The 22,400-nt window shown below is 70.3% G+C and carries 21 protein-coding genes; 1 reads left to right on the top strand and 20 read right to left on the bottom strand.

Going from position 1 to position 22,400, the window contains the following annotated elements:
* Positions 1–65: 65 nt before the first annotated feature.
* A complete protein-coding gene (locus KUM44_RS12985) occupies positions 66–863 on the top strand; it encodes a tyrosine-protein phosphatase (protein ID WP_217207979.1) in 798 nt (265 codons plus the stop codon).
* A 21-nt stretch (positions 864–884) separates the two neighbouring features.
* On the opposite strand, the gene KUM44_RS12980 is transcribed toward KUM44_RS12985, so the two are convergent.
* The 20 genes from KUM44_RS12980 to KUM44_RS12890 all read right to left on the bottom strand — a co-directional run bounded on the left by KUM44_RS12980 (position 885) and on the right by KUM44_RS12890 (position 22,121).
* Positions 885–1,004 (bottom strand): DUF6126 family protein, encoded by a 120-nt coding sequence (locus KUM44_RS12980; protein ID WP_048579905.1) that lies wholly within the window; start codon positions 1,002–1,004, stop codon positions 885–887.
* Positions 1,001–1,648: a helix-turn-helix domain-containing protein gene (locus tag KUM44_RS12975; protein WP_217207978.1), complete on the bottom strand. Its 648-nt coding sequence runs from the start codon at positions 1,646–1,648 to the stop codon at positions 1,001–1,003. Before KUM44_RS12975 ends, KUM44_RS12980 begins: the two co-directional genes overlap by 4 nt.
* Positions 1,649–1,737: 89 nt before the next feature.
* Entirely contained in the window at positions 1,738–3,123 is a 1,386-nt protein-coding gene (locus KUM44_RS12970) for an aspartate aminotransferase family protein (protein ID WP_217207977.1), read from the bottom strand.
* Complete coding sequence (gene dxs / locus KUM44_RS12965) at positions 3,120–5,078, bottom strand: 1-deoxy-D-xylulose-5-phosphate synthase (protein WP_217207976.1); 1,959 nt, start codon at positions 5,076–5,078, stop codon at positions 3,120–3,122. Before dxs ends, KUM44_RS12970 begins: the two co-directional genes overlap by 4 nt.
* Positions 5,079–5,109: 31 nt before the next feature.
* Positions 5,110–6,285, bottom strand: coding sequence for a flavodoxin-dependent (E)-4-hydroxy-3-methylbut-2-enyl-diphosphate synthase (ispG, locus tag KUM44_RS12960; RefSeq protein WP_217207975.1), 1,176 nt, complete (start codon positions 6,283–6,285; stop codon positions 5,110–5,112).
* A gap of 4 nt (positions 6,286–6,289) precedes the next feature.
* Positions 6,290–7,312: an adenosyl-hopene transferase HpnH gene (hpnH, locus tag KUM44_RS12955; RefSeq protein WP_048580874.1), complete on the bottom strand. Its 1,023-nt coding sequence runs from the start codon at positions 7,310–7,312 to the stop codon at positions 6,290–6,292.
* A 5-nt stretch (positions 7,313–7,317) separates the two neighbouring features.
* Complete coding sequence (locus KUM44_RS12950) at positions 7,318–7,959, bottom strand: 1-hydroxy-2-methyl-2-butenyl 4-diphosphate reductase (RefSeq protein WP_217207974.1); 642 nt, start codon at positions 7,957–7,959, stop codon at positions 7,318–7,320.
* Positions 7,959–9,974: a squalene--hopene cyclase gene (shc, locus tag KUM44_RS12945; RefSeq protein WP_217207973.1), complete on the bottom strand. Its 2,016-nt coding sequence runs from the start codon at positions 9,972–9,974 to the stop codon at positions 7,959–7,961. Before shc ends, KUM44_RS12950 begins: the two co-directional genes overlap by 1 nt.
* Before the next feature lie 143 nt (positions 9,975–10,117).
* Positions 10,118–11,254: a polyprenyl synthetase family protein gene (locus KUM44_RS12940; RefSeq protein WP_217207972.1), complete on the bottom strand. Its 1,137-nt coding sequence runs from the start codon at positions 11,252–11,254 to the stop codon at positions 10,118–10,120.
* Positions 11,254–12,684 (bottom strand): hydroxysqualene dehydroxylase HpnE, encoded by a 1,431-nt coding sequence (hpnE, locus tag KUM44_RS12935; protein WP_217207971.1) that lies wholly within the window; start codon positions 12,682–12,684, stop codon positions 11,254–11,256. The genes KUM44_RS12940 and hpnE overlap by 1 nt, the downstream gene beginning before the upstream one ends.
* Complete coding sequence (locus KUM44_RS45345) at positions 12,681–12,824, bottom strand: DUF6380 family protein (protein ID WP_254389413.1); 144 nt, start codon at positions 12,822–12,824, stop codon at positions 12,681–12,683. The genes hpnE and KUM44_RS45345 overlap by 4 nt, the downstream gene beginning before the upstream one ends.
* Entirely contained in the window at positions 12,824–13,786 is a 963-nt protein-coding gene (gene hpnD / locus KUM44_RS12930; RefSeq protein ID WP_217207970.1) for a presqualene diphosphate synthase HpnD, read from the bottom strand. The genes KUM44_RS45345 and hpnD overlap by 1 nt, the downstream gene beginning before the upstream one ends.
* Positions 13,783–14,682, bottom strand: a complete 900-nt coding sequence (gene hpnC / locus KUM44_RS12925) for a squalene synthase HpnC (protein ID WP_217207969.1) — start codon at positions 14,680–14,682, stop codon at positions 13,783–13,785. The genes hpnD and hpnC overlap by 4 nt, the downstream gene beginning before the upstream one ends.
* A gap of 387 nt (positions 14,683–15,069) precedes the next feature.
* Positions 15,070–15,852, bottom strand: coding sequence for an ABC transporter ATP-binding protein (locus KUM44_RS12920; protein WP_217207968.1), 783 nt, complete (start codon positions 15,850–15,852; stop codon positions 15,070–15,072).
* Positions 15,845–16,780 carry an ABC transporter permease gene (locus tag KUM44_RS12915; RefSeq protein ID WP_217207967.1) on the bottom strand — a complete coding sequence of 312 codons (936 nt, stop codon included), beginning with the start codon at positions 16,778–16,780 and terminating at the stop codon, positions 15,845–15,847. The genes KUM44_RS12920 and KUM44_RS12915 overlap by 8 nt, the downstream gene beginning before the upstream one ends.
* 96 nt (positions 16,781–16,876) lie before the next feature.
* Complete coding sequence (locus tag KUM44_RS12910; protein WP_217207966.1) at positions 16,877–17,773, bottom strand: glycosyltransferase family 2 protein; 897 nt, start codon at positions 17,771–17,773, stop codon at positions 16,877–16,879.
* 5 nt (positions 17,774–17,778) lie between these two features.
* Positions 17,779–18,558, bottom strand: coding sequence for a CDP-alcohol phosphatidyltransferase family protein (locus KUM44_RS12905; protein ID WP_217207965.1), 780 nt, complete (start codon positions 18,556–18,558; stop codon positions 17,779–17,781).
* Positions 18,536–19,597 (bottom strand): iron-containing alcohol dehydrogenase family protein, encoded by a 1,062-nt coding sequence (locus KUM44_RS12900; protein WP_217207964.1) that lies wholly within the window; start codon positions 19,595–19,597, stop codon positions 18,536–18,538. Before KUM44_RS12900 ends, KUM44_RS12905 begins: the two co-directional genes overlap by 23 nt.
* Entirely contained in the window at positions 19,585–20,337 is a 753-nt protein-coding gene (locus KUM44_RS12895) for a sugar phosphate nucleotidyltransferase (RefSeq protein ID WP_217207963.1), read from the bottom strand. The genes KUM44_RS12900 and KUM44_RS12895 overlap by 13 nt, the downstream gene beginning before the upstream one ends.
* The gene (locus KUM44_RS12890) at positions 20,334–22,121 is read right to left on the bottom strand and encodes a DUF5941 domain-containing protein (protein ID WP_217207962.1); all 1,788 of its coding nucleotides are present in this window, start codon (positions 22,119–22,121) and stop codon (positions 20,334–20,336) included. The genes KUM44_RS12895 and KUM44_RS12890 overlap by 4 nt, the downstream gene beginning before the upstream one ends.
* Between the last annotated feature and the right edge of the window lie 279 nt (positions 22,122–22,400).

Genomic DNA, 22,400 nt, shown 5'->3' with positions numbered 1-22,400 from the left:
CGAGAGCGCACCCCGTCGGCCGCATCGCCGAGCCGCGCCGTCGGGGCCGACTGGGAGGAGCCCCCGTGACGCAGCAGATCCCGTCGACCGAGCCCGAACTGGCCGGAGTTCGCAACTTCCGTGATGTGGGCGGCCTGCCGACCGTGGACGGACGGCGGGTGCGGCACGGGGTCCTGTTCCGCAGCGGCCACCTCGCGCACGCGACCGACGACGACGCGGCCTTCCTCGGCTCCCTCGGGCTGCACACGATCTTCGACTTCCGCAACGCGGCCGACCAGAAGCTCGAAGGAGCCGACGTGGAGCTGCCGGGGGTCCGCAATGTGAACCTGCCGCTGTCCGACCCCGCGGACGGCGCGGAGTTCTGGAAGATGGTCCGTGACGGCGACATCGAACAGCTGCGGGAGATCCTCGCGGACGGCAAGGGCGCGGGCCGGATGATCGCCTCCTACCGGACGATCATCAAGGAGCGCACCGCCGAGCATTCCCAGGTCCTGCACGCACTGGCGGAGGACAGCGTCCCCGCCCTGATGCACTGTGCGGCCGGCAAGGACCGCGCGGGCCTGTCGATCGCGATCACGCTGCTCGCCCTCGGCGTCGAGCGCGAGGCGATCATCACCGACTATCTGGAGTCCAACGCAAAGCACCGCCGCTACAAAGTGCACCGCAGCGGCAGCGACGCGTCGGTCTACTCACCCGAGGTCATGGAGCTGCTCAACCCGCTGTTCGACGCGCGGGCCGAGTATCTGGCGGCGGCCTTCGAGACGATCGACGAGACCTGGGGCGGCGTCGACAGCTACCTGGAGCAGGGCCTGGGGATCACCCCGGAGCTCCGGGAGCGGCTGCGGGAGCGACTTCTCGACTGACGTCCGGCCACGCGCCCGTGCCTACTTCGCGCCCACCTCGAACAGCAGGTAGATGAAGGCCGCGAAGACGTGCCCCACCGCGATGTAGATGATGAGCCGCACCCACAGGGCACGCGGAAACTTCTCCTCCAGGTTGCTCATGACATCTCTCCAGGGGTGGGGCCGAGGCACAGGGTGGCCGTGGGGCTCTGCAACAGGGTGTGGACGAACAGGAGCTCGACCCCGCCCGGGTCCTGGGCGGCGATGCGGTGCGGGGTGAGCGAGTCGAAGTGCGCGCTGTCGCCGGGCGGGAGGCGGTGCGTGGTGTCCCCGAGGCGCAGCAGCAGCCGCCCTTCGAGGACGTAGAGCCATTCCTCGCCGGGGTGCACGCGCACGATGTCGCCCTGTGAGCCGTACGGCACATGGACACGCAGGGCCTGCATCCCGCGCCCGGCGGCGCCTGCCTGCCAGTACGTCCAGCCGCCGGCCGCGGTCGGCTCCATGTCGGCCGAGCGCACCACGGCGTCCCGGTCGGCGACCGTCTCGCCGAGCAGCTCGGAGACCGTCGTACCGTAGATACGCGCGAGCGCGAGCAGCATCGGCAGCGAGGGCTGGCGCTGCCCGGTCTCCAGGCGGGAGAGGTGGGCGGGCGACAGCCCGGCGGAGCGGGCGGCGGCCTCCAGGGTGAGGGAGGCGCGGCGGCGCAGGGCGCGGAGCTGGGGCGCGACGACGGGCAGGGCATCGACCGGCATCGTCGTATCGGCCTCCGGCGCGCTCTCGGGAGGCTCGCTTTCGGGAGAGCTCATGCTCTCCATTCAGCCCGAACCTTTGCCTGTGCGGCAAATTTCTTACCTCAGAGGCAAAAGACCGGCATCACCACCTCAGGGACGTGCGTCTATCGGTTGGCGACCGCCTGCTTGATCAGCGTCTTGCCGAAGTCCCACATCAGCCCGCCCCCACTGTGCGCGTCGTCCATCACATCCGTGAAGGCGTCGACGAACCGGTCCACCTCCCGCTCGCCGATGATCAGCGGCGGGATCAGCTTGATGACCTCCAGGTGGTCGCCGGAGACCTGGGTGAGGATCCGGTGCCGCCGCAGCAGCGGGACGACGACCATCTGCGCGAACAGGCCCTTGCGCGCGGCCTGGAGCATGGTCCAGCGGCTGCGCAGCTTCAGCGAGTCGGGCCGGCCGAACTCGATGCCGACCATCAGGCCCCGGCCGCGCACGTCGGCAAGCAGCTCGTACTTGTCGGTCAGCGCCGCGAGCCGGGACCTGAGCAGGTCACCCGTCGCCCGCGCGTTCGCGACGATCTGCTCGTTCTCCATGACGGACAGCACGGCGAGCCCGGCCACCATGGCCTGTGCGTTGGACCCGAAGCTCGCCGAGTGGACCAGGACGCGGTCCATGGACGAGTAGACCTTCTTGAAGATCCAGTCCTTGCCGAGCGTGGCGCCCACCGGCACATAGCCGCCGGAGAGCGCCTTGGCCACACACACCAGGTCCGGCTCGACTCCGTCCTCGTGCTGGTAGGCGTAGAAGTCGCCGGTCCGGCCGAGCCCCGTCTGCACCTCGTCGGCGATGAGCAGCGCCTTGTGCTTGTGCAGCAGTTCCTGGGCGGCCCGCAGACAGCCGGGCGGGGGCTCGTGCACGCCCTTGCCCTGGATCGGCTCGACGATCAGGGCGGCCACGTCGCCCTTCTTCAACTCCCGTGCCAGGGCGCCGAGATCGCCGAGCGGTACGGCCGTGTCGGGCAGCAGCGGGGTGAAGCCGTCGCGGAAGCCGGACTCGCCGTTGACGGACAGGGAGCCGGTGGTCAGCCCGTGGAAGGCGTGGTCGCAGTACAGCACTCGCGGCTTCCCGGTGACGAACCGGGCGAACTTCAGCGCGGCCTCGACCGCCTCCGTGCCGCTGTTGCCGAAGAAGACCCGGTCCAGGTGCGGGCTGTGCGCGAGCAGCTTCTCGGCCAGCAGCCCGGGCAACGGCTGGCAGTCGAAGCGGGTGAGGTCGGCGAGGCCGGCGTCCAGGACGTCGTGCAGCGCCTTGCGGACGACGGGGTGGTGGCGCCCCAGGCCCATCACCCCGAACCCGGCGAGCATGTCCAGGTAGTCGTCGCCGTCCGCGTCCCAGAAGTAGGCGCCCTCGGCCCGCTCGTAGACCTTGTCGAAGCCGATGGTGTGCAGCATGCGCGGGAGCTGGTGGTTCAGGTACCTGCCGTGCAGCTCGTAGCGCTCGGCTCCGCGCTCGGCGAGGAGGTGGCCGAGGTCGAAATCGGTGGTCATTCGGCTTTCTCCTTGACCGGCACGACGGTAGGGCCGTCCTGGCCGCCGTCGGGCTGCTCGGTGCGGGGCGGGCTGCCCTCGGCGTCCTTGAGGGCGAGGCTCGCGCTGATCCGTCCGGCGACCTCGACGGGCGTGAGCCCGATGTCGGCGAGCACCTCGCCGCGCTTGGCGTGCGCGAGGAACTGCTCCGGGATACCGAACCGCCGAACGGGCACGTCGACGTCGGCGTCGCCCAGCGCCAGCGCCACGGCCGCGCCCACGCCGGACGAGCGGCTGTTGTCCTCGACGACGGCGACCAGCCGGTGCTGTGCGGCGAGGGGCGCGACCGCGGGGTCGACGGGCTTCACCCAGCGCGGGTCGACGACGGTGCAGTTGATGCCGCGGGCCTGGAGCAGTTCGGCGGCCTGGAGACACACCGGCGCCATCACGCCGACGGCGACGAGCAGGACGTCCGGCTCACCGGCATCCCTGTGCAGCACGTCCAGGCCGCCCACCCGGTCGACCGCCGGGATCGAAGGGCCGACGGACTCCTTCGGGAACCGCACGAGAGTCGGCGCGTCGTCCACCGCCACGGCCTCTCGCAGCTGCGCCCGCAGCTGGTCGGCGTCGCGTGGCGCCGCGATCCGCAGGCCGGGCACGACCTGGAGGATCGACATGTCCCACATGCCGTTGTGGGAAGCCCCGTCGGCGCCCGTGACGCCGGCCCGGTCGAGCACGAACGTCACCCCGCACCGGTGCAGCGCGACGTCCATCAGCAGCTGGTCGAAGGCCCGGTTGAGGAAGGTGGCGTAGACGGCGACGACAGGATGCAGGCCACCCGTCGCGAGCCCCGCAGCCGACACGGCCGCGTGCTGCTCGGCGATGCCGACGTCCCAGACCCGGTCCGGGAACCGCTCCGCGAACTTGCCGAGCCCGACCGGGTGCAGCATGGCCGCCGTGATCGCCACGACGTCGTCCCGCTCCTGACCGATCCGCACGATCTCCTCGCCGAACACCGACGTCCAGGACGGCCCGCCCGAAGGCGCGAGCGGCTCACAGGTCAGCGGGTCCATCACGCCAACGGTGTGGAAGTGGTCCTCCTCGTGGGCGAGGGCGGGTTCATAGCCGCGCCCCTTCTCCGTGAGGCAGTGGATCAGCACCGGCCCGTGGAAGCGCTTGGCGCGCCGCAGCGCCGACTCGACCGCCCCGATGTCGTGCCCGTCGATGGGGCCGACGTACTTCAGTCCCAGGTCCTCGAACATGCCCTGCGGTGCGAAGGCGTCCTTGAAGCCCTTCTTCGCGCCGTGCAGGGACTCGTAGATCGTGTTGCCGACGAGCGGGGTCCGCAGCAGTACGTCCTTGCCCCAGGCCAGGACCTTCTCGTAGCTGTCGGTCGTGCGCAGGGTCGCGAGGTGGTTGGCGAGCCCGCCGATGGTCGGGGCGTACGAACGTTCGTTGTCGTTGACGACGATGATCAGCGGCCGGTCCTTGGCGGCCGCGATGTTGTTCAGCGCCTCCCAGGCCATGCCGCCGGTCAGCGCCCCGTCGCCGATCACCGCGACGACGTGGCCCTTCTCCCCCTGCACCTGGCGGGCCTTGGCGAGGCCGTCGGCCCAGCCGAGCGCGGTGGAGGCGTGGCTGTTCTCGACGATGTCGTGCTCGGACTCCTCGCGCGAGGGGTAGCCGGACAGGCCGCCCTTGCCGCGCAGCTTGGAGAAGTCCTGACGTCCCGTCAGAAGCTTGTGTACGTAGCTCTGGTGACCGGTGTCCCAGACGATGCGGTCGACCGGCGACTCGAAGACCCGGTGGAGCGCGATGGAGAGTTCCACCACCCCCAGATTGGGCCCGAGATGTCCGCCGGTCCTGGCGACCGCGTGCACCAGGAACTCTCTGATCTCATGGGACAGATCACCGAGTTCCGTCTCGGACAGCGCCTTCAGGTCACGTGGTCCCCGGATGCTCTCCAGAATCGTCACGCTCGGGCCCCCTCTCGGTCCGTACTCTGCTTCAACTCACCGTCACTGCCGGTTTCCCCGTGACGGTGGGGGCGCTCGATGCGGCCCCGTCCTGTTCCATCTGTTCGGCGATCTTCATCGCCTCCTCGATCAGGGTCTCGACGATCTTGGACTCGGGGACGGTCTTGATGACCTCGCCCTTCACGAAGATCTGACCCTTGCCGTTGCCGGAGGCGACGCCGAGGTCGGCCTCGCGGGCCTCGCCGGGGCCGTTCACCACACAGCCCATGACGGCTACCCGCAACGGCACTTCCATGCCTTCCAGGCCGGCCGTGACCTCGTCGGCCAGCTTGTACACATCGACCTGAGCCCGCCCGCAGGACGGACAGGAGACGATCTCCAGCCGTCGCTGCCTCAGCCCGAGAGACTCCAGGATCTGGATGCCGACCTTGACCTCCTCGGCGGGCGGCGCGCTCAGGGAGACCCGGATCGTGTCGCCGATCCCCCGCGACAGCAGCGCACCGAAGGCGACGGCCGACTTGATCGTGCCCTGGAACGCCGGGCCCGCCTCGGTCACCCCGAGGTGGAGCGGGTAGTCGCACTGGGCGGCCAGCTGCTTGTACGCCTCGATCATGATGACCGGGTCGTTGTGCTTGACCGAGATCTTGATGTCCCGGAAGTCGTGCTCCTCGAAGAGGGACGCCTCCCACAGCGCGCTCTCCACGAGCGCCTCGGGCGTCGCCTTGCCGTACTTCTGGAGCAGGCGCCGGTCGAGGGAGCCGGCGTTGACGCCGATCCGGATCGGCGTGCCGTGGTCCTTGGCGGCCCGCGCGATCTCCTTGACCTTGTCGTCGAACTGCTTGATGTTGCCGGGGTTCACACGGACCGCGGCGCAGCCGGCCTCGATCGCCGCGAACACGTACTTCGGCTGGAAGTGGATGTCCGCGATCACCGGGATCTGCGACTTGCGGGCGATGGTCGCCAGGGCATCCGCGTCGTCCTGCGTGGGGCAGGCGACGCGGACGATCTGGCAGCCGGACGCCGTGAGCTCGGCGATCTGCTGGAGGGTGGCGCCGACGTCGGACGTACGGGTCGTGGTCATGGACTGGACCGACACCGGGGCGTCGCCCCCGACCGCCACCGGCCCGACCTGGATCTGCCGCGACGTACGCCGCTCGGCGATCGGACGGGCCGGCACCTCGGGGACGCCCAAGGAGATGGCGGTCATGGCGTCACTCCCGGTTTCCGGAGACCGTCTCGCGCATGGCACGCAGGGACTCCTTCAGCGAGCCCATGGTGGCGAGGACGGCGGTCGGCTCGTAGCCGCAGTGCGCCATGCAGTTGGCGCAGCGCGGGTCCTTGCCGCGGCCGTACTTGTCCCAGTCGGTCTCCTCGATGAGTTCGCGGTACGTCGGGACGTACCCGTCGCTCATCAGGTAGCAGGGGCGCTGCCAGCCGAAGAGCGAGTAGTTGGGGATCGCCCAGGCGGTGCACGGGAAGTCGACCTTGCCCTCGAGGAAGTCGAGGAACAGCGGCGAGTGGTTGAGCCGCCACTTCCTGCGGTTGCCGCCCGCGAAGGCCTTCTTGAACAGCTCGCGGGTCTGCTCGACGCCCAGGAAGTGCTCTTGGTCGGGCGCCTTCTCGTAGGCGTACGCGGGCGAGATCATCATCTCGTCGACCTTGAGGTCGTCGTTGAGGAAGTTGAGCACCTCGATGATGGTCTGCGGGGTGTCGGTGTTGAAGAAGGTCGAGTTGGTCGTGACCCGGAAGCCGCGCCGCTTGGCCTCCTTGATCGCCTCCACGGCCTCGTCGAAAACGCCCTCCTTCGCGACCGACTCGTCGTGCCGCTCGCGCAGACCGTCGATGTGCACGGCGAAGGCGAAGTAGGGCGAAGGCGTGAACTTGTCCATCTTCTTGCGCAGCAGCATGGCGTTGGTGCAGAGGAAGACGTACTTCCGCTTGGCCACCAACTGCCGCACGATCTCGTCGATCTGCGGGTGCATCAGGGGTTCGCCGCCGGCGATGGACACCATCGGCGCGCCGGATTCGAGCACCGCCCCCACGGCCTGCGCCACCGGCATGCGCTGCTTCAGGACTCCGGCCGGGTGCTGGATCTTGCCGCAGCCCTCGCACTTGAGGTTGCAGGCGAAGAGCGGTTCCAGCTCGACGATCAGCGGGAACTTGTCACGCCTGCGAAGCTTCTGTTCGGCCAAGTAAGTAGCGACCTTGATGGATTGACGCAGCGGCATGGCCATCTGGCTCACCTCCTGGGGAGCAGCAAAGAACGGTGCCATTCGTAGAATGCGGGTAGAACGACACGAAGGACGCGGAAAGCTGATATTCCACCGCGCAACGTGCCGATCCGGACGAGTTCATGTTCTGGAGCGTCCACGACCACCCGGACGGCCGCAACCGGGCGCTCGCCCGTGCGCACGGCGCTCAGGAGCGTGGCCGCCGACTCCATGTCGACCGCGATTGCGCCGGTCGTGAGCAGATCGGACCGCTCCTGACCTCGGATGATGTGATCCGAGCCGGTGAGCGGTCCGGTGTGGACGGTGCGGCCGGGGACGGCGCGCATGAGTTCTTTGACGAGTAGGTCGGTTCCGACGCACGGAACGGTTCCCGCCGGATCCCGGGTCTCCTCGGCGACCACCAGGTCACCGGGGTGCATCCCGGGGGCGAGCCCCGCACAGAAGCCCGTGGCGAGCACGGCGGCCCCGCTGAGGGCCGGGTCTGCCAGCATCCGGGTGACGGAGCGCTCGGCCGCCCGGGGGCCCATGCCCGTACGCAGGACGGTGACCGGCCCGCCGGCCCCGCCTCGGTCACCGGCGCGCAGGGCGAACTGCTCGATGCCGAGCGCGCAGGCGATCAGCAGCGGGGCCGGGGCGGGCTGTGGGCTCATCAGCTCCCCTTGGCCTCGGCGAGAGCCGCCCCGGCCTTGTCGGCGAAGGGCTCTCCGTGGACGTACCGGCCGAGTGCGGTGAGCGGGAACACCTGACGGTAGAGGTGGTAGTTGATCGAGAAGTCCCAGGGGAAGCCGGTGCCGGTGAAGTACGGCTCGTCCCAGGAGCCGTCCTCCCGCTGGGTGGCCGCCAGCCACTCGACGCCCCGCTCGACGGCCTTGGACTCCTTCTCCCCCGCGGCCAGCAGCGCCATCAGCGCCCACGCGGTCTGCGAGGCGGTCGAGGCGCCCTTGCCGCTCCACTCCTTGACGTACTTGTAGGAGCGCAGGTCCTCGCCCCAGCCGCCGTCGTCGTTCTGGACTGACTCCAGCCAGGTCACGGCGCGGCGGATCGCCGGGTGCGAGCCCGGGAAGCCGGCCGCGACCAGGGCCGGTACGACGGATCCGGTGCCGTAGACGTAGTTGACGCCCCAGCGCCCGAACCACGAGCCGTCCGGCTCCTGCTCGGCGAGCAGCCACTGGATGCCGCGCCGGGTGCGCGGGTCGTGGGCGAGGCCCTCGACCGCGAGCATCTCGACGACGTGCGCGGTGACGTCCGCCGACGGCGGGTCGATGACCTCGCCGAAGTCGCAGAACGGCAGCCGGTTGGGGAAGGGGCTGGTGTTGTCGACGTCGAAGGCGCCCCACGCCCCGTTCCTCGACTGCATCCCGAGGTTCCAGCGGACCCCGCGCCCGATGGCCTTCTCGACCCGCTCCGGTTCGGGGTGCTTGACGCGGCGCAGGGCGAGGACGACCTCGGCGGTGTCGTCGATGTCGGGGTAGTTGTCGTTGTGGAACTCGAACGCCCATCCACCGGGCGGCAGTTGGGGACGCTTGACCGCCCAGTCGCCGGGACGGACGATCTCCTCGCCGAGCATCCAGTCGGCGGCCCTGACCAGCTGCGGATGGTCGGCCGGCACGCCCGCGTCCACGAGCGCGATGGTCGCGAGGCAGGTGTCCCAGACCGGCGACTGGCAGGCCTCGATCATCCTGGCCCCGTCCTCGCGCCACACGGCGAAGCGGTCCAGGGACGCCAACCCCTCGCGCATGACGGGGTGTTCGAGGTCGTAGCCGAGCAGATGCAGGGCGATGACCGAGTACACCGCCGGGGGCTGGATGCCGCCCCAGCAGCCGTCGTTCTCCTGGCGCTCGATGATCCAGCGCGCGGCGCTGTTCATGGCGGCTCTGCGCAGCCTGCGCGGGGCGACCTTGCGCAGCTGGTGCAGCGCCTTGTCGAGCCGCTGGAAGGCACCGTCCCAACTCGCCGCCGGGGCAAGGGGCTTGGGCGGGTTGGGGTCGGCCGGGTCGGCGTGCAGTTCGTCGAGCGGGAAGGGCGCGGGGCGTACCGGGCGTTTCGCGGAGACGATCGTCAGCGGGACGATGGTCTGCCGGGCCCAGCAGCCGAAGTCGTAGATGTTGAGCGGCATCCACTTGGGGAAGTAGATGAGCTCCGGCGGGAGTTCAGGCAGGTCCTCCCACTTCCACCAGCCGAACAGGGCCAGCCAGATCCGGGTGAAGACCCGGGAGGCGGCGATGCCGCCCCGCTCACGGATCCACGCCGACGCCCTCGCCATGTGCGGTGCGTCCGGTGTGTCGCCGGCCAGCCGGAGGGCGACGTACGCCTCGATGGTGGCGGAGAGTTCGCCCGGACCGCCGTAGAAGGTGGCCCAGGCGCCGTCCTGGCGCTGCTCGCCGCGGATGAAGAGCGCGGCGGCACGGGTGGTCTTCTCGTCGCGGATCCCCAGGAACTGACGGAGCAGCAGGTCCTCGGCGTCCATGGTGACGTTCGTCTCGAGGTCGCCCTTCCACCAGCCCTGGGCGTCCTGCCGCGTCAGCAGAAAGTCGGTGGCGCGCCGGACCGCGCGCTGGGCGGCCTCGTGCACCCCGGCCGCCACGGGGGTCTCGCTGTCGGTGTCGCTGGCCGCGGCTGCCCGGGGCGGGAGAGCCCCGGTGCTTCCGTCGGTCGTCGCTGTCATGGCTTCCCCTTCGTGCAGTGCTCCTGGAGTTGCGTCTGCTGTGGGTCCGCCGTCGGCCGGTGCGCTGGTTCCAGCGGCACCGGCCGGCGACTACGCGAGGGCTATTCGACCGATATTGATCATCTCTTTTCGCCCGTTGGTGCTCATCTCTTCCGTACGACGACGAAGTCGGCGAGCGCCGTGAACTGCGCCCGTACCCGGTCGGGCATGTCGACGGCGTCCAGCGCCTCGACGGCGACGGCGTGCTGACGGCGTGCCTCGTCGGCGGTCCACTCGCGGCCGCCCGCCTCCTCGATCAGGGCGGCGCGGGCCGCGAACTCCTCCTCGGAGAAGTTCGCGAAGTCGCTGCTCTTGGCGTCGGCGGCGAGCATCTCGCCGAGCCGCTCGGAGGCGGAGCCGCCCGCCGCGAGCGCGGCCACGACCGGCAGGGACTTCTTGCGCTGGCGCAGGTCGCTCCAGGTCTGCTTGCCGGTGGAGACCGGGTCGCCCCAGATGCCGAGCAGGTCGTCGACGGCCTGGAAGGCCAGGCCCAGGTGGTAGCCGTACTTCTCCAGGGCGTCGGCGGTGCGGTCGTCGGCGCCGCCGAGCACCGCGCCGATGGAGCTGGCGCAGGCCAGCAGGGCGCCGGTCTTGTTGCCCTCCATCTCCAGGCACTCCTCGACGCTGACGCGGTCGCGGTGCTCGTAGGAGATGTCCTGTGCCTGACCGTCGATCAGGGCGCGGGTGGCGGTGGTCAGACGGCGGGTGGCGCGGCCGGCCTCGACGGTGCCGAGTTCCAGCAGGACCTCGTTGGCGAGGGCGAACAGGGCGTCGCCGACGAGGATGGCCTGGGCGGGCCCGTGCACCTTCCACACCGTGTCGCGGTGGCGGCGCTGTTCGTCACCGTCCATCAGGTCGTCGTGCAACAGGGAGAAGTTGTGGACCAGTTCCACGGCGACGGCGCCGGGGATGCCGACCTCGGGCGCGGCGCCGGTGACCTCGGCGGAGAGCACCGCGAGGGCGGGGCGTACGGCCTTGCCGCCGTCGCCGGCCGTGGGCTTGCCGTCGGCGTCGATCCAGCCGAAGTGGTAGGCGGAAACGGTGTCCATGGGAGGGGCCAGGCGGTCGATCGCGGCCCGCAGTACCGGGGTGGCCAGGGTCCTACCGCGCTCCAGGAGCGCGGCCACGTCCACCGCGGTCTCTCGAGCGGCCTTCTCGGCCGGGGGCACAGTGGGCACAGTCTCTCCTCTTGTTGCGGTACCGGGGGTGCGGGGGCCTGCCGCCGGGCGCTGGTTCAGCATCACGCCGCCTCCTCGAGGTCGAAGAGGCGACGGGGGCGGGGCCGGCCCAGGGCACTCAGCGCGGCTTCGGCCGCGCTCACGCCACTGCGGACCGCACTCTCCATGGTCGCGGGCCACCCAGTGGCGGTCCACGCTCCGGCCAGACAGAGGCCGGGTGCCTTGGTACGGGCGCCGGGCCGCAGCCGCCCGACGCCGGGGGTGGGAGCGAACGTCGCGGTGCGCTCCCTGGTCACGAAGAAGTCCTTCACCCGCGCACCGCGCGCCGCGGGCAACAGCCGCTCCAGCTCCGGCAGATACCGCTCGCGCAGCGCGGCGACCGGCTCGTCGATCTCGTCCTGTGCGGCCGACTGGGACAGGGCGAGGTACTGCCCTTCCCTGAGCCCGGAGGCGTCGGTCCGGTCGAACACCCACTGCACCGGGGTGCCGAGCGCCGCGAAGAACGGGCTGCTGAGCACCTTGCGGTCGTACACGACATGGACGTTGAGGATCGGCGCCGTGCCGATCTCCAGCAGCTGTTCGGGGACGTCGAGGGCGCCCTCGGGCAGCAGGTCGTAGGCCTCGCGCTGGGCCGCCGCGAGCACGACCGCGTCCGCCCGCAGCGTCTCGCCGGGAACCTGAACGATCCAACGCCCGTTCTCGTCAGTGGAGATGGAGGTGACGCGTGCACGGACCTCGGTACGCACGCCCGCGGAGTCGAGCGCCTTGCGGGCCAGCCGGTCGTGCAGTTCGCCCAGCGGGACATGCGCCCATCCGATGTCGGCCGCGCCCGGGTCGGACAGCAGGCCGGTCTTGAACACCATCGCGGCCAGCCCCAGCGAGGCGTCGCCCGCGACCGCGTTGAGAGTGGCGACCCCGACCAGGTCCCACAGGGCCTCGACGGCACGCGCCGACTGACCGTGCGCGGCCAGCCAGCTGCCGAAGTCGGTTGCGTCCAGGCTGGGATCGGTGAGGTCGAGCCCCTTGAGCGCGAGCGCGGCACGCCCGACCTTGGCACGATCGGCGAGCGACAGATGCGGATACGTCGCCAGGCTCCGGCCCAGGTGCAGGGGTACGGGCAGCGCGTCGCGCCGCAGCCTTCCGAGCCGACGGCCCTCGGGCCGCGCCAGGTCGACCACGGGTACGTCGAGGCGGTCCTGAAGCGGTGCCAGCGCCGTCCCCTCGATGCGGTCGAGGAACCAGCGGTAGGCGGTGCAGCAGCGCAGATAGACGTGCTGTCCGTTGTCGACGGTCAGGTCGCCGCGCTGGAAGGAGAAGGCCAGGCCACCCAGTCTCGGCCGGCCCTCGACCAGGGTGACGCGCACTCCGGCGTCGGCCAGCGCGAGCGCGGCGGTGATGCCGGCGAGCCCGCCGCCGACCACGACGGCGTCCTTCCCGGAACCGTCTCCCGGGATGTCCGCGAGCGACCCTTCCGGCCGCATGCCGTCGGTCATCGTGCACCCTCCCCTGCGCGACCGCCGGGCCGGTGCTTGAACGGTGCACGGCCGGTCGTCTCAGTCAGGGACGCGACCCGGCAGCGGAGGGTTGCCCGCCGCTTTTCGCCGATGGCATCACCTTGGGCCGGAATGTCCATCAGGCGCGCCTCCTGACGGTACGACTGACGGTTCGCCGGGTCACATGCCGGGCGTCCAGACCGGACAGGCCGCGCACGGCGACGTACGCCTTCTCCCGCCCGGGCAGCGAGACCCGGCCGCGCAGCACGGCCTGCGGGTCGCGCTCGATGCGGTCGAGGAGGCGAAGGTAGATGCCGGCCATGGCGGCGACACAGGCACCGCTGCGCCGGTCCAGCATGGGGAGCAGCCGGTAGCCCTCGGCGAAAAGGGCGCGGGCCCGACGCACTTCGAAGTGCACGAGGCCCGCGAAGTCGGAGCCCTCCGGTGGTGTCGACCCGCTGAAGCCGGTCGAGCAGCCGAACTTGGCGAGGTCGTCGGAGGGCAGATAGGTGCGCCCGCCCTCGGCGTCCTCACGGACGTCCCGCAGGATGTTGGTGAGCTGGAGGGCCAGCCCGAGCGTGTCGGCGTACTCGGGTGCGCGCTCGGCCCCCCGCGCGCCGGGTTCCGTACCGAACACGCCGAGCGAGAGTCGCCCGATGGCGCCCGCCACACAGCGGCAGTAGACCTTCAGGTCGTCCCAGGTCTCGTAGGTCTCGCCGCGGACATCCATCAGGACGCCGTCGATGAGTTCGTCGAGGCCGCCGAGCGGGATCCGGAAGGTGTCGGCGGCGTGTGCGAGGGCGACGGCCACAGGGTCGATGTCGTCCTCGTCGACCTTGCGGTCGCGGACCCGGGTCAGCAGCACCCGCGTCTCCTCGAGCCTGGCGATCTTGACGTCGTCGGTCAGGGCGCCGTCGCCGATGTCGTCGACGCGGCGCGAGAACGCGTACAGCGCCGACATCGCGCGGCGCTTGGGCGTGGGCAGCAGCCTGATGCCGTAGGCGAAGTTACGGGCCTGCTGCCCGGTGACGGCCTCGCAGTAGCTGTAGGCGGCGAGTACCGGTGCGGACGCGTGTGGCGCAGACTCCACGGTCCGGATCACCCCTCTCCTCGCAGAGTCACGCCCACCTCGCGCAGCAACTGGAGCCTGCTGGCCTTGGGCGGGCCGGGAAGTACGTCGTATTCGGCGGCGGAGATCGCACGGATCGCCGCCTTTCCCCCCGCCACGAAACCCGCGAGCAGCAGCTTCAGCCTGCCGTGGACGCTACCCACCAGGGGGGTGCCTTCATTCAGGAGGTTCTGAGCGCGTTCGGCTTCGTATGCAACCAGTGCGCGCACCGATGCGCCTGCTGTTTTTACCGCAAGGTCGGTTTCCTGGACGTGAAAGCGTTTCATGTCCGCCGCGGGCAGATAGATCCGGTCACGGCCGAGGTCCTCGGCGACGTCCTGGAGGTGCTCGACGATCTGGAGCGCCGTGCACACCGCATCGGAGCGGCGGATCCGCTCGGGCGTCGCGGTACCGGTGACGGCGAGGACGAGACGGCCGACGGGGTTGGCGGACAGTTCGCAGTAGGCAAGCAGATCGTCGTAGGTCTCGTACCGCGCGACGAGCTGGTCCTGGCGATTGGCGGCGATCAGGCCGAGGAAGGGCTCGGGGGTCAGCGAGCGGCGGCGCACGGTCCACTGGAGGCGGCGCAGCAGGGGGTGGCGCGGGGTGCCGTCGAAGACACGGCGCAGGTCGGCCTCGAAGGCGTCGAGGAGGACCAGGCGGTCGTCGGCCTCCTCGGGCGACACGCCGAGCAGCCGGGCGTCGGCGCCGCCGGGGGCGAGATCGCCGTCGCCGATGTCGTCGACGAGCCGGGCGAAGCCGTAGACGGCCATGAGGTCGGTGCGCCAGGCCCTGGGCAGGAAGAAAGGCGCCACGGGAAAGTTCTCCGCAGCGGCCTTGTCGAGCGTGCCACGCTCCGGATCAGCTGTGGGCGCGCCGGTTCCCGTCACCGTGGACTGCCCGGCGCGGGGACGGCACATGCTGCGTGGAGCTGGGGAGTTTCCGTAGCCATTGCCGTCACATCTCCCGTTCTACACCGCAGACCCAATGCACACTATTTCGGACACGCCGCCCGGCCGTCCGCGCCGCGGCCCTGCGTGGGGGTGTCGTTCGTTATCGCCCCACTTGCCGCGTTTCGGTACCGGTACAGCTTACGTTGTACAACGGGGCCGGGCCCGTGGGGGTGTCCTGCACATCACAACAACACACCGATTGGCGTCAAGCTTCCCGAGACCAGCCGGAGTTGACGTTTCCTTTGCAGACGCGGGGCCCCGCCGGAGCAGTTCCGGCAGGGCCCTGCGAAACGTCCTGGGCCGCACGGCCCATGTCCGGGTGGGCTACTTGCCCGTGAACTTCTCGTACTCCTTGAGGACCTCGTCCGTCGGTCCGTCCATGCGCAGCTCGCCGCGTTCCAGCCACAGGACGCGGTTGCAGGTGTCGCGGATCGACTTGTTGTTGTGGCTGACCAGGAACACCGTGCCCGCGTGCTTGCGCAGCTCGCGGATCCGGTCCTCCGAGCGCTTCTGGAAGGAGCGGTCACCCGTCGCCAGCGCCTCGTCGATCATGAGGACGTCGTGGTCCTTGGCCGCGGCGATGGAGAAACGCAGCCGGGCCGCCATGCCGGACGAGTACGTGCGCATGGGAAGCGTGATGAAGTCGCCCTTCTCGTTGATGCCCGAGAAGTCGACGATCTCCTGGTAGCGCTCCTTGATCTGCTCACGGGACATACCCATGGCGAGCCCGCCCAATATGACGTTGCGCTCGCCCGTGAGGTCGTTCATCAGGGCCGCGTTCACGCCGAGCAGGGAGGGCTGGCCGTCGGTGTAGACCTTGCCCTTCTCGGCCGGGAGCAGGCCGGCGATAGCACGCAGCAGAGTGGACTTGCCGGAGCCGTTGGAGCCGATCAGGCCGATGGCCTCGCCCCGGTAGGCGACGAAGGAGACGCCCCGGACGGCGTGCACCTTGCGCACGCCCCGCTCCTCGCCGCGCTTGAGGATGCGGCTCAGGGCTGCGGTGGCGCTGCCCTTTCCGGTCTTGGCGCCGTTGACGCGGTAGACGATGTGCAGCTCGTCCGCGATGACGGTGGGGATGCGCTCGGCGTCCTTCTCGGGGTCAGCCACGGCCGTACCTCTCTTCCGCCTTCCAGAAGTAGACGAAGCCGACGCCGCCCGCCAGCAGCGCCCAGCCCAGCGCGAAGGCCCACACATGCGCGGGCAGGAACGAGGAGTCGTACCCGTCGATCATCGCGAAGCGGACCAGGTCCATGTAGATCGCGGCGGGGTTCCACTGCAGCACGTCGGTGATCCAGCCCGGCCAGTTCTTGTCCGCGAGCATCGCCGGGATGCTGAACATCACGCCGGACGCGTACATCCAGGTACGCAGAAGGAACGGCATCAGCTGGGCCAGGTCGGGCGTCTTGCTGCCCATGCGGGCGAAGATCAGCGCGAGGCCCGAGTTGAAGACGAACTGAAGCGCCAGCGCGGGCAGGACGAGCAGCCAGGACAGGTCGGGGAAACTGCCGAAGGCCATCATGATCACGACGAGCACGATCATGGAGTAGAGCAGCTGCTGGAGCTGCTGGAGCGCGAACGACAGCGGCAGCGAGGCCCGGGGGAAGTGCAGGGCGCGCACCAGACCAAGGTTGCCGGAGATGGCACGCACACCTGCGAGCACCGAGCTCTGGGTGAAGGTGAAGACGAACACGCCGGTCACCAGGAACGGCACGTAGATGTCGTTCGGGATGCCCTCCCTGGCGCCCAGCAGCATGCCGAAGATGAAGAAGTACACGGCCGCGTTCAGCAGCGGGGTGGCCACCTGCCAGAGCTGGCCGAGCTTCGCCTGGCTGTACTGGGCGGTCAGCTTCGCCCGCGAGAACGCGAGGATGAAGTGCCGCCGGTCCCAGAGCTGGCGGACGTACTCGAACAGCGAGGGGCGGGCGCCGCTCACGGTCAGCCCGTGCTTGGCGGCCAGCTGGGCCGCCGTGAGTCCCTCGTCGGGCGACGGAGGCGCGCTCACCGCGACTCCGCCGTCGTGCGTTGTCTCACTCACCTGTGGAAACTTTCGTCTTCGAGATGCGCAGCCTGTGCGGGCCTGGCATGAACCTGGGGCCGGGGTAAGGCCCGGGGGCTCTCAGGGCCGAGCCTGTCAGATGACGGGAGGTCGGCCCAGTCGAGTCAGCCGCCACACCGTACGCCACTTCATGGGCCGGCGGGGACCGCACGAGGTGGTCCACCCTTCCCGGAATCCGCCGAACCATGCCTTGAGGGCGGGGCCGGACGGGCGACGGACGAGGGTGAGCAGCATCCAGACGCCCAGATAGACCGGGACGAGGAGGGCCGGAAGGTTTCGGCGGGCCAGCCAGACGCGGTTGCGGGCGACCATGCGGTGGTAGACCGCGTGCCGTGAGGGCGCGGTCGTCGGGTGGTACAGCACCATGTCGGACCGGTAGTCGATCATCCAGCCCGCGTCGAGGGCCCGCCATGCCAGGTCGGTTTCCTCATGGGCGTAGAAGAATTCGTCCGGCAGGCCGCCGACTTCGGCGAGGACCTGGGTGCGGACGGCGTTGGCGCCGCCCAGGAACGTGGTGACCCGCGAGGAGCGCATCGGGTCGGAGGCCCGCAGCCGCGGCACATGGCGGCGCTGGGTGACTCCGGTCTCCGGGTCGGCGATGCGGAAGCTGATGATGCCGAGCTTCGGGTCGGCCTCGAAGGCCTCGCGGCACAGCTCGGCGGTGTCGTGGTGGGCGAGCAGGCCGTCGTCGTCGAGGAAGAGCAGGATGTCGACGTCGCGGCCGCTGGGCCCGAAGGCCTCGATGCCGACGTTGCGGCCGCCGGGAATGCCGAGGTTCTCGGGCAGCTCGATGGTGCGGACGCCTTCGGGGACGTCCGGCACCGGGGAGCCGTTGCCGACCACGACCACCTCGACCCGGTCGCCGTCCTGCTTGGCGACCGAGTCGAGGAGGGCGCGCAGTTCGTCGGGGCGGTTGCCCATCGTGATGACGACCGCGCCGACCTTCGATGAGGGACCGGGTGCTGAGCCCATGCCGCTCACTTCAGCCTGCTGGACGCGAGGATGGACACGAGGTGCAGCACGGTCTGGAGCAGCGCGATGCCGGCCAGCACCGCGACGCCGAGCCGGGAGAAGAACAGGTCGCCGCGGGCCTGGTCGACGATCGCCAGGACCAGGATCAGCAGCGATGCCTCGATGCCGAGGACCAGACGGTGGAACTTGAGCGCGGCGGCGGCCTTGCGGGCCAGCGCCATGCCGGAGGAGCGCATCTCGGAGGCGGCCTCCTTGACCGGCGCCAGACCGTTCTGGTGCCGGGCGACACCGACGAGGTCGGTCTCGGCCTTGATCAGGATGGCGCCGAGGGCGGCCAGGGTGCCGAGGAACGCCCACAGCCAGTCGATACGGCCGCTGCCCCACAGGTCGGCGGCGCGCAGGCCGAAGCCGACGAGCACCGCGGCGTCGGTGAGGTAGGCGCCGACGCGGTCCATGTAGACCCCGCCGAGCGAGTACTGCTTCCTCCAGCGCGCGATCTCGCCGTCGACACAGTCCAGCAGCAGGTACAGCTGGACCATGACCACGCCGAGCACCGCCCCCGGGATCCCCGGCACGAGAAGTGCCGGGGCCGCGAGGACACCGCAGAGGGTCATCAGGTAGGTGAGCTGGTTGGGCGTCACCCTGGTGTTCACCAGGTAGCGGTCGACCCGCAGGGACACCTCACGCATGTAGAGGCGTCCCATCCAGTGCTCACCGCTGCGCCGGTCCTTCACCCCCGCGGGGTGAACGACGGGGCGGAGTTCAGCTACCGATGGCCTTGACATAGTCGGCGTAGATGTCCTTGATCTGGTCGGTTGTCAGGTCGAGGTGTTCGAGGATCGTGTAGCGGCCGGGCCGGGTCTGCGGAGCGAACTCCACCGCGCGGACGAACTCGTCGTCCGTGAAGCCGATCTCCTGCGGCAGTACCGGCAGCCCGTGCCGACGCAGCACCTCGGCCATGTAGGCCGACTCCTCGTGGGCCCCGCGCAGGTACATCGCGAAGGCCGCGCCCAGTCCGCACTGCTCGCCGTGGGCGGCGGCGCGCTTGGGGAACAGCAGGTCGAAGGCGTGGTTGATCTCGTGACACGCGCCGGAGGACGGGCGGGAGTCGCCCGACACCGACATGGCGATACCGCTGAGGACCAGCGCCTCGGCGAGTACCTGGAGGAAGTCGGTGTCTCCTATACCGCCGGGGTGCCGCAGTACCGCCTCGCCCGCCTGGCGGGCGATCGCGGCGGCGAGGCCGTCGATCTTCTCGCCGTTGACGCGGTTGGCGAGCTCCCAGTCGGCGATCGCGGAGATGTTGGAGATCGCGTCACCGATGCCGGCGCGCACGAAACGGGCCGGGGCCTCGTGGATGACGTCGAGGTCGATGACGACGGCGATCGGGTTCGGCACGCCGTACGAGCCGCGGCCCGCGTCGTTGTCGAGGGTTGCGACCGGGGAGCACAGGCCGTCGTGTGCGAGGTTCGTCGGTACGGCGACCAGGGGCAGTCCGACGCGCGCCGCGGCGAACTTGGCGCAGTCGATGATCTTTCCGCCGCCGAGCCCGACGACCGCGTCGTAGTGGCCGGCCTTTATGTCGCCGGCCAGCCGGATCGCGTCGTCGAGGGTGCCGCCGCCGACCTCGTACCAGGAGGCGCCGGGCAGCGCGGGAGCAAGGCGCTCCCTCAGCCGGGCACCGGAGCCGTTGCTGACCGCGACGGCCAGCTTGCCGGAGTGCGAGATGCGCTCGTCGGCGAGCACACCGGCCAGGTCGTCGAGGGCACCCGCGCGGATGTCCACGACGACCGGCGACGGAATCAGCCGGGTCAGTACTGGCACGCGATCTCCCGTCCGCGGGCGAGATCGTCGTGGTTGTCGATCTCCACCCACTTGACGTCGCCGATCGGCGCCACGTCGATACGGAAGCCGCGGTTCACGAGCTCCTGGTAGCCGTGCTCGTAGAACTGCTGCGGGTCGGTCTCCCAGACCGTCTTCAGGGCGTCGGCCAGCTCGGGGGCGGCGTCTCCCTCGATGAGGGTGACGCCGATGTACTCGCCGGTGGCCTCGGCGGGGTCCATCAGCTTGGTGATCTTCGTCATGCCCTTCTCGGGGTCGACGACGACCTTCATCTCCTCGTCGGCCAGCTGCTTGACCGTGTCCAGGGCGAGGATGATCTTCTTGCCGTCGCCGCGGGCGGCGAGCAGCGTCTTCTCGACGGAGACCGGGTGGACGGTGTCGCCGTTGGCGAGGATCACGCCGTCCTTGAGGGCGTCACGGCCGCACCACAGGGAGTAGGCGTTGTTCCACTCCTCTGCCTTGTCGTTGTCGATGAGGGTGAGCTTCAGGCCGTACTTCTGCTCCAGGGCTTCCTTGCGCTCGTACACGGCTTCCTTGCGGTAGCCGACGATGACCGCGACCTCGGTCAGACCGATCTCGGCGAAGTTGCCGAGGGTCAGGTCGAGAACCGTTGGTTCGCCTTCTATCCCCGCAGGCCCCACCGGCACCAGAGCCTTGGGAAGGCTGTCGGTGTAGGGGCGCAGACGCCGTCCGGCGCCGGCCGCCAGCACGAGGCCGATCATGCGGGTTCTCCTTCATCGTGTACGGCGGGCGCCCCTGCGGACACCCAGAAGCGGATGCTCTCGACGAGCACCACCAGGGCCACGGCCACGGCGAGGGCCGTGAGCGCGACCGTGAACTGCGAGGCGGAGAGCACCGCGGCGAGGACGGTGACGAGCAGCGTCCGTCCTTCGTGCCCCCCGATGGCGCGCACCAGCCAGGCCGGGGGCGCTCCGGCGTTGCCGCGGATGCGGTACACCGTGTCGTAGTGATGGTAGGCGACGGCTGCCACCAGCCCGAAAGCCGCAGGAAGGGCTCCGTTCACGTCCGCTTTGGCTGCCAGTACCAGGACGGTGCCGTATTCGGCGAACCGGAACAGCGGCGGGACCAGCCAGTCGAGGGCGCCCTTGAGGGGGCGGTACAGGGCCTGACCGGCGGTGACGGTGTAGACGACGGCACCGGCGACGGGCGCCCAGGTGACGCCGGAGAAGAGGGACACGGCGAGGACGGCCGTTCCACCCGCCGCTACCAGCAGCGGAGTGCCGAGGCGGGCGCGCGTGGCACGCGCCACGAGGGCGGCGAGCGGGCCGTTGTCCGCGAGGTCGGCCAGCGCCTTCGCCGCCCGGTCCGTGCGCTGCGCCTTCCGCGTCAGGGACCGCAGCACGCGCCCCGCCGTGGTGTACGTCGCCGCGAAGGCGCAGCCGATGAGCAGGGCGTAGAGCGTGATGCGAGGAGTGGTGACCGCCGTCAGCACCGCGATCATCGCCCAGCGCTCACCGATCGGCAGGACGATCATCCGCCGCACCCACACCGTCCAGCCGACGCTGTCGAGCTTGTCGGAGAGCGCGGCCGTAGGGCTCGTGTTGGCCGTGGCGTCGTGGTTGGCCTCGTTGAAGGAGAAGTCGACGACGTGCCGGCAGGTCTGCAGGACCATGGCGCCCAGCGCCAGCGCCCAGACGTCGTCGCCGCCCCGCGCGGCTCCCAGCGCGAGGCCGGCGTAGTAGGCGTACTCCTTGGCCCGGTCGAAGGTGGCGTCCAGCCAGGCGCCGAGCGTGGAGTACCGCAGGGAGTAGCGGGCGAGCTGGCCGTCGGTGCAGTCCAGGACGAACGAGAAGATCAGCAGCAGGCCGGCCGCGACGAACCCGCCCCGGGTGCCGGTGGCCGCGCAGCCCGCCGCGATGAGGGCGGTGATCAGGGAGGCGGTGGTGACCTGGTTGGGGGTCAGGCCCCGGCGGGCGCACCAGCGGGCGATGTAGCGGGAGTACGGGCTGACGCAGTAGGTGGTGAAGAAGCCGTCGCGGGACTTCACGGCCGACTTCAGGCGTACGGCCTCGTCGTCGACGGCGGCGACGGCCTGCCGTGCCTCGTTGCGGGCCTGCGGGTCGGCCGGGACGACGGCGACGAGGCTGCCGAGCTCGGGGCGGTGGACGTCGGTGCCCTCGTCGTCGAGGGCGGTGACGATGCGGTCGGCGAGGCTGTCGACGGCGACTGCCGTACCGCCGCCCGCGGAGTTCTCGCGGGCCATCGCGCGGGTCAGGGCCTGACGTCCGGCCGGCTGGGCCGTCACGGCGCCAGGGATGGCGGCGAGCGGGAAGCGGGGGTCGGTCAGGCCGAGGCGCAGCGCGTGCGGGTGGCCGACGAAGCGGGCGTCGACGACGGCTACCCGCTGGTCGCCGGGCACCTGGGCGAGGAGCGTCTCGGCGTCGGCGGCGTCGGAGGCGACCCGCACGTCATAGCCGAGGGACCGCAGATCGCCCTCGATCTGCGATCCGGGGACCGGCTGACCGGTGAGGATGGCGGTCGACAACCGAACTCACTCCCTGGGTGCCGGCGTGTCCGCGCCGGTCGTGTACGTGGGTGGCGGCGCCCGTTGGCGGTGGCGGCCGGGCGGCGTGTCGGCAGAGGCTATCGGATGGATGGAAGCCGACGTTCACCACCCGTTTGGCAGAGCGATCAACGTGGTTTGCCCAGCGCATGCCGCGATCATCATCGGGGATCCGGGGCCTCGCCCACAAACTCGTACTCACAGACGGGACATCGAGGACATTGGTTCCACCGTCGGCACCCCGACATAGGGTGGGCGACC

Source organism: Streptomyces sp. AC550_RSS872 (assembly GCF_019049285.1).
GTDB lineage: Bacteria > Actinomycetota > Actinomycetes > Streptomycetales > Streptomycetaceae > Streptomyces.
This window is presented reverse-complemented; position numbering and strand designations above follow the sequence as displayed.

What these genes read in the sequence shown, in the direction of transcription:
- KUM44_RS12980 (WP_048579905.1), bottom strand. Translation starts at nt 1,004, where the DNA reads ATGAGCAACCTGGAGGAGAAGTTTCCGCGTGCCCTGTGGGTGCGGCTC.
- KUM44_RS12975 (WP_217207978.1), bottom strand. Translation starts at nt 1,648, where the DNA reads ATGAGCTCTCCCGAAAGCGAGCCTCCCGAGAGCGCGCCGGAGGCCGAT.
- KUM44_RS12970 (WP_217207977.1), bottom strand. Translation starts at nt 3,123, where the DNA reads ATGACCACCGATTTCGACCTCGGCCACCTCCTCGCCGAGCGCGGAGCC.
- ispG (WP_217207975.1), bottom strand. Translation starts at nt 6,285, where the DNA reads ATGACCGCCATCTCCTTGGGCGTCCCCGAGGTGCCGGCCCGTCCGATC.
- hpnH (WP_048580874.1), bottom strand. Translation starts at nt 7,312, where the DNA reads ATGGCCATGCCGCTGCGTCAATCCATCAAGGTCGCTACTTACTTGGCC.
- KUM44_RS12950 (WP_217207974.1), bottom strand. Translation starts at nt 7,959, where the DNA reads ATGAGCCCACAGCCCGCCCCGGCCCCGCTGCTGATCGCCTGCGCGCTC.
- shc (WP_217207973.1), bottom strand. Translation starts at nt 9,974, where the DNA reads ATGACAGCGACGACCGACGGAAGCACCGGGGCTCTCCCGCCCCGGGCA.
- KUM44_RS12940 (WP_217207972.1), bottom strand. Translation starts at nt 11,254, where the DNA reads ATGCTGAACCAGCGCCCGGCGGCAGGCCCCCGCACCCCCGGTACCGCA.
- hpnE (WP_217207971.1), bottom strand. Translation starts at nt 12,684, where the DNA reads ATGACCGACGGCATGCGGCCGGAAGGGTCGCTCGCGGACATCCCGGGA.
- KUM44_RS45345 (WP_254389413.1), bottom strand. Translation starts at nt 12,824, where the DNA reads ATGGACATTCCGGCCCAAGGTGATGCCATCGGCGAAAAGCGGCGGGCA.
- KUM44_RS12910 (WP_217207966.1), bottom strand. Translation starts at nt 17,773, where the DNA reads ATGGGCTCAGCACCCGGTCCCTCATCGAAGGTCGGCGCGGTCGTCATC.
- KUM44_RS12905 (WP_217207965.1), bottom strand. Translation starts at nt 18,558, where the DNA reads ATGTCAAGGCCATCGGTAGCTGAACTCCGCCCCGTCGTTCACCCCGCG.
- KUM44_RS12895 (WP_217207963.1), bottom strand. Translation starts at nt 20,337, where the DNA reads ATGATCGGCCTCGTGCTGGCGGCCGGCGCCGGACGGCGTCTGCGCCCC.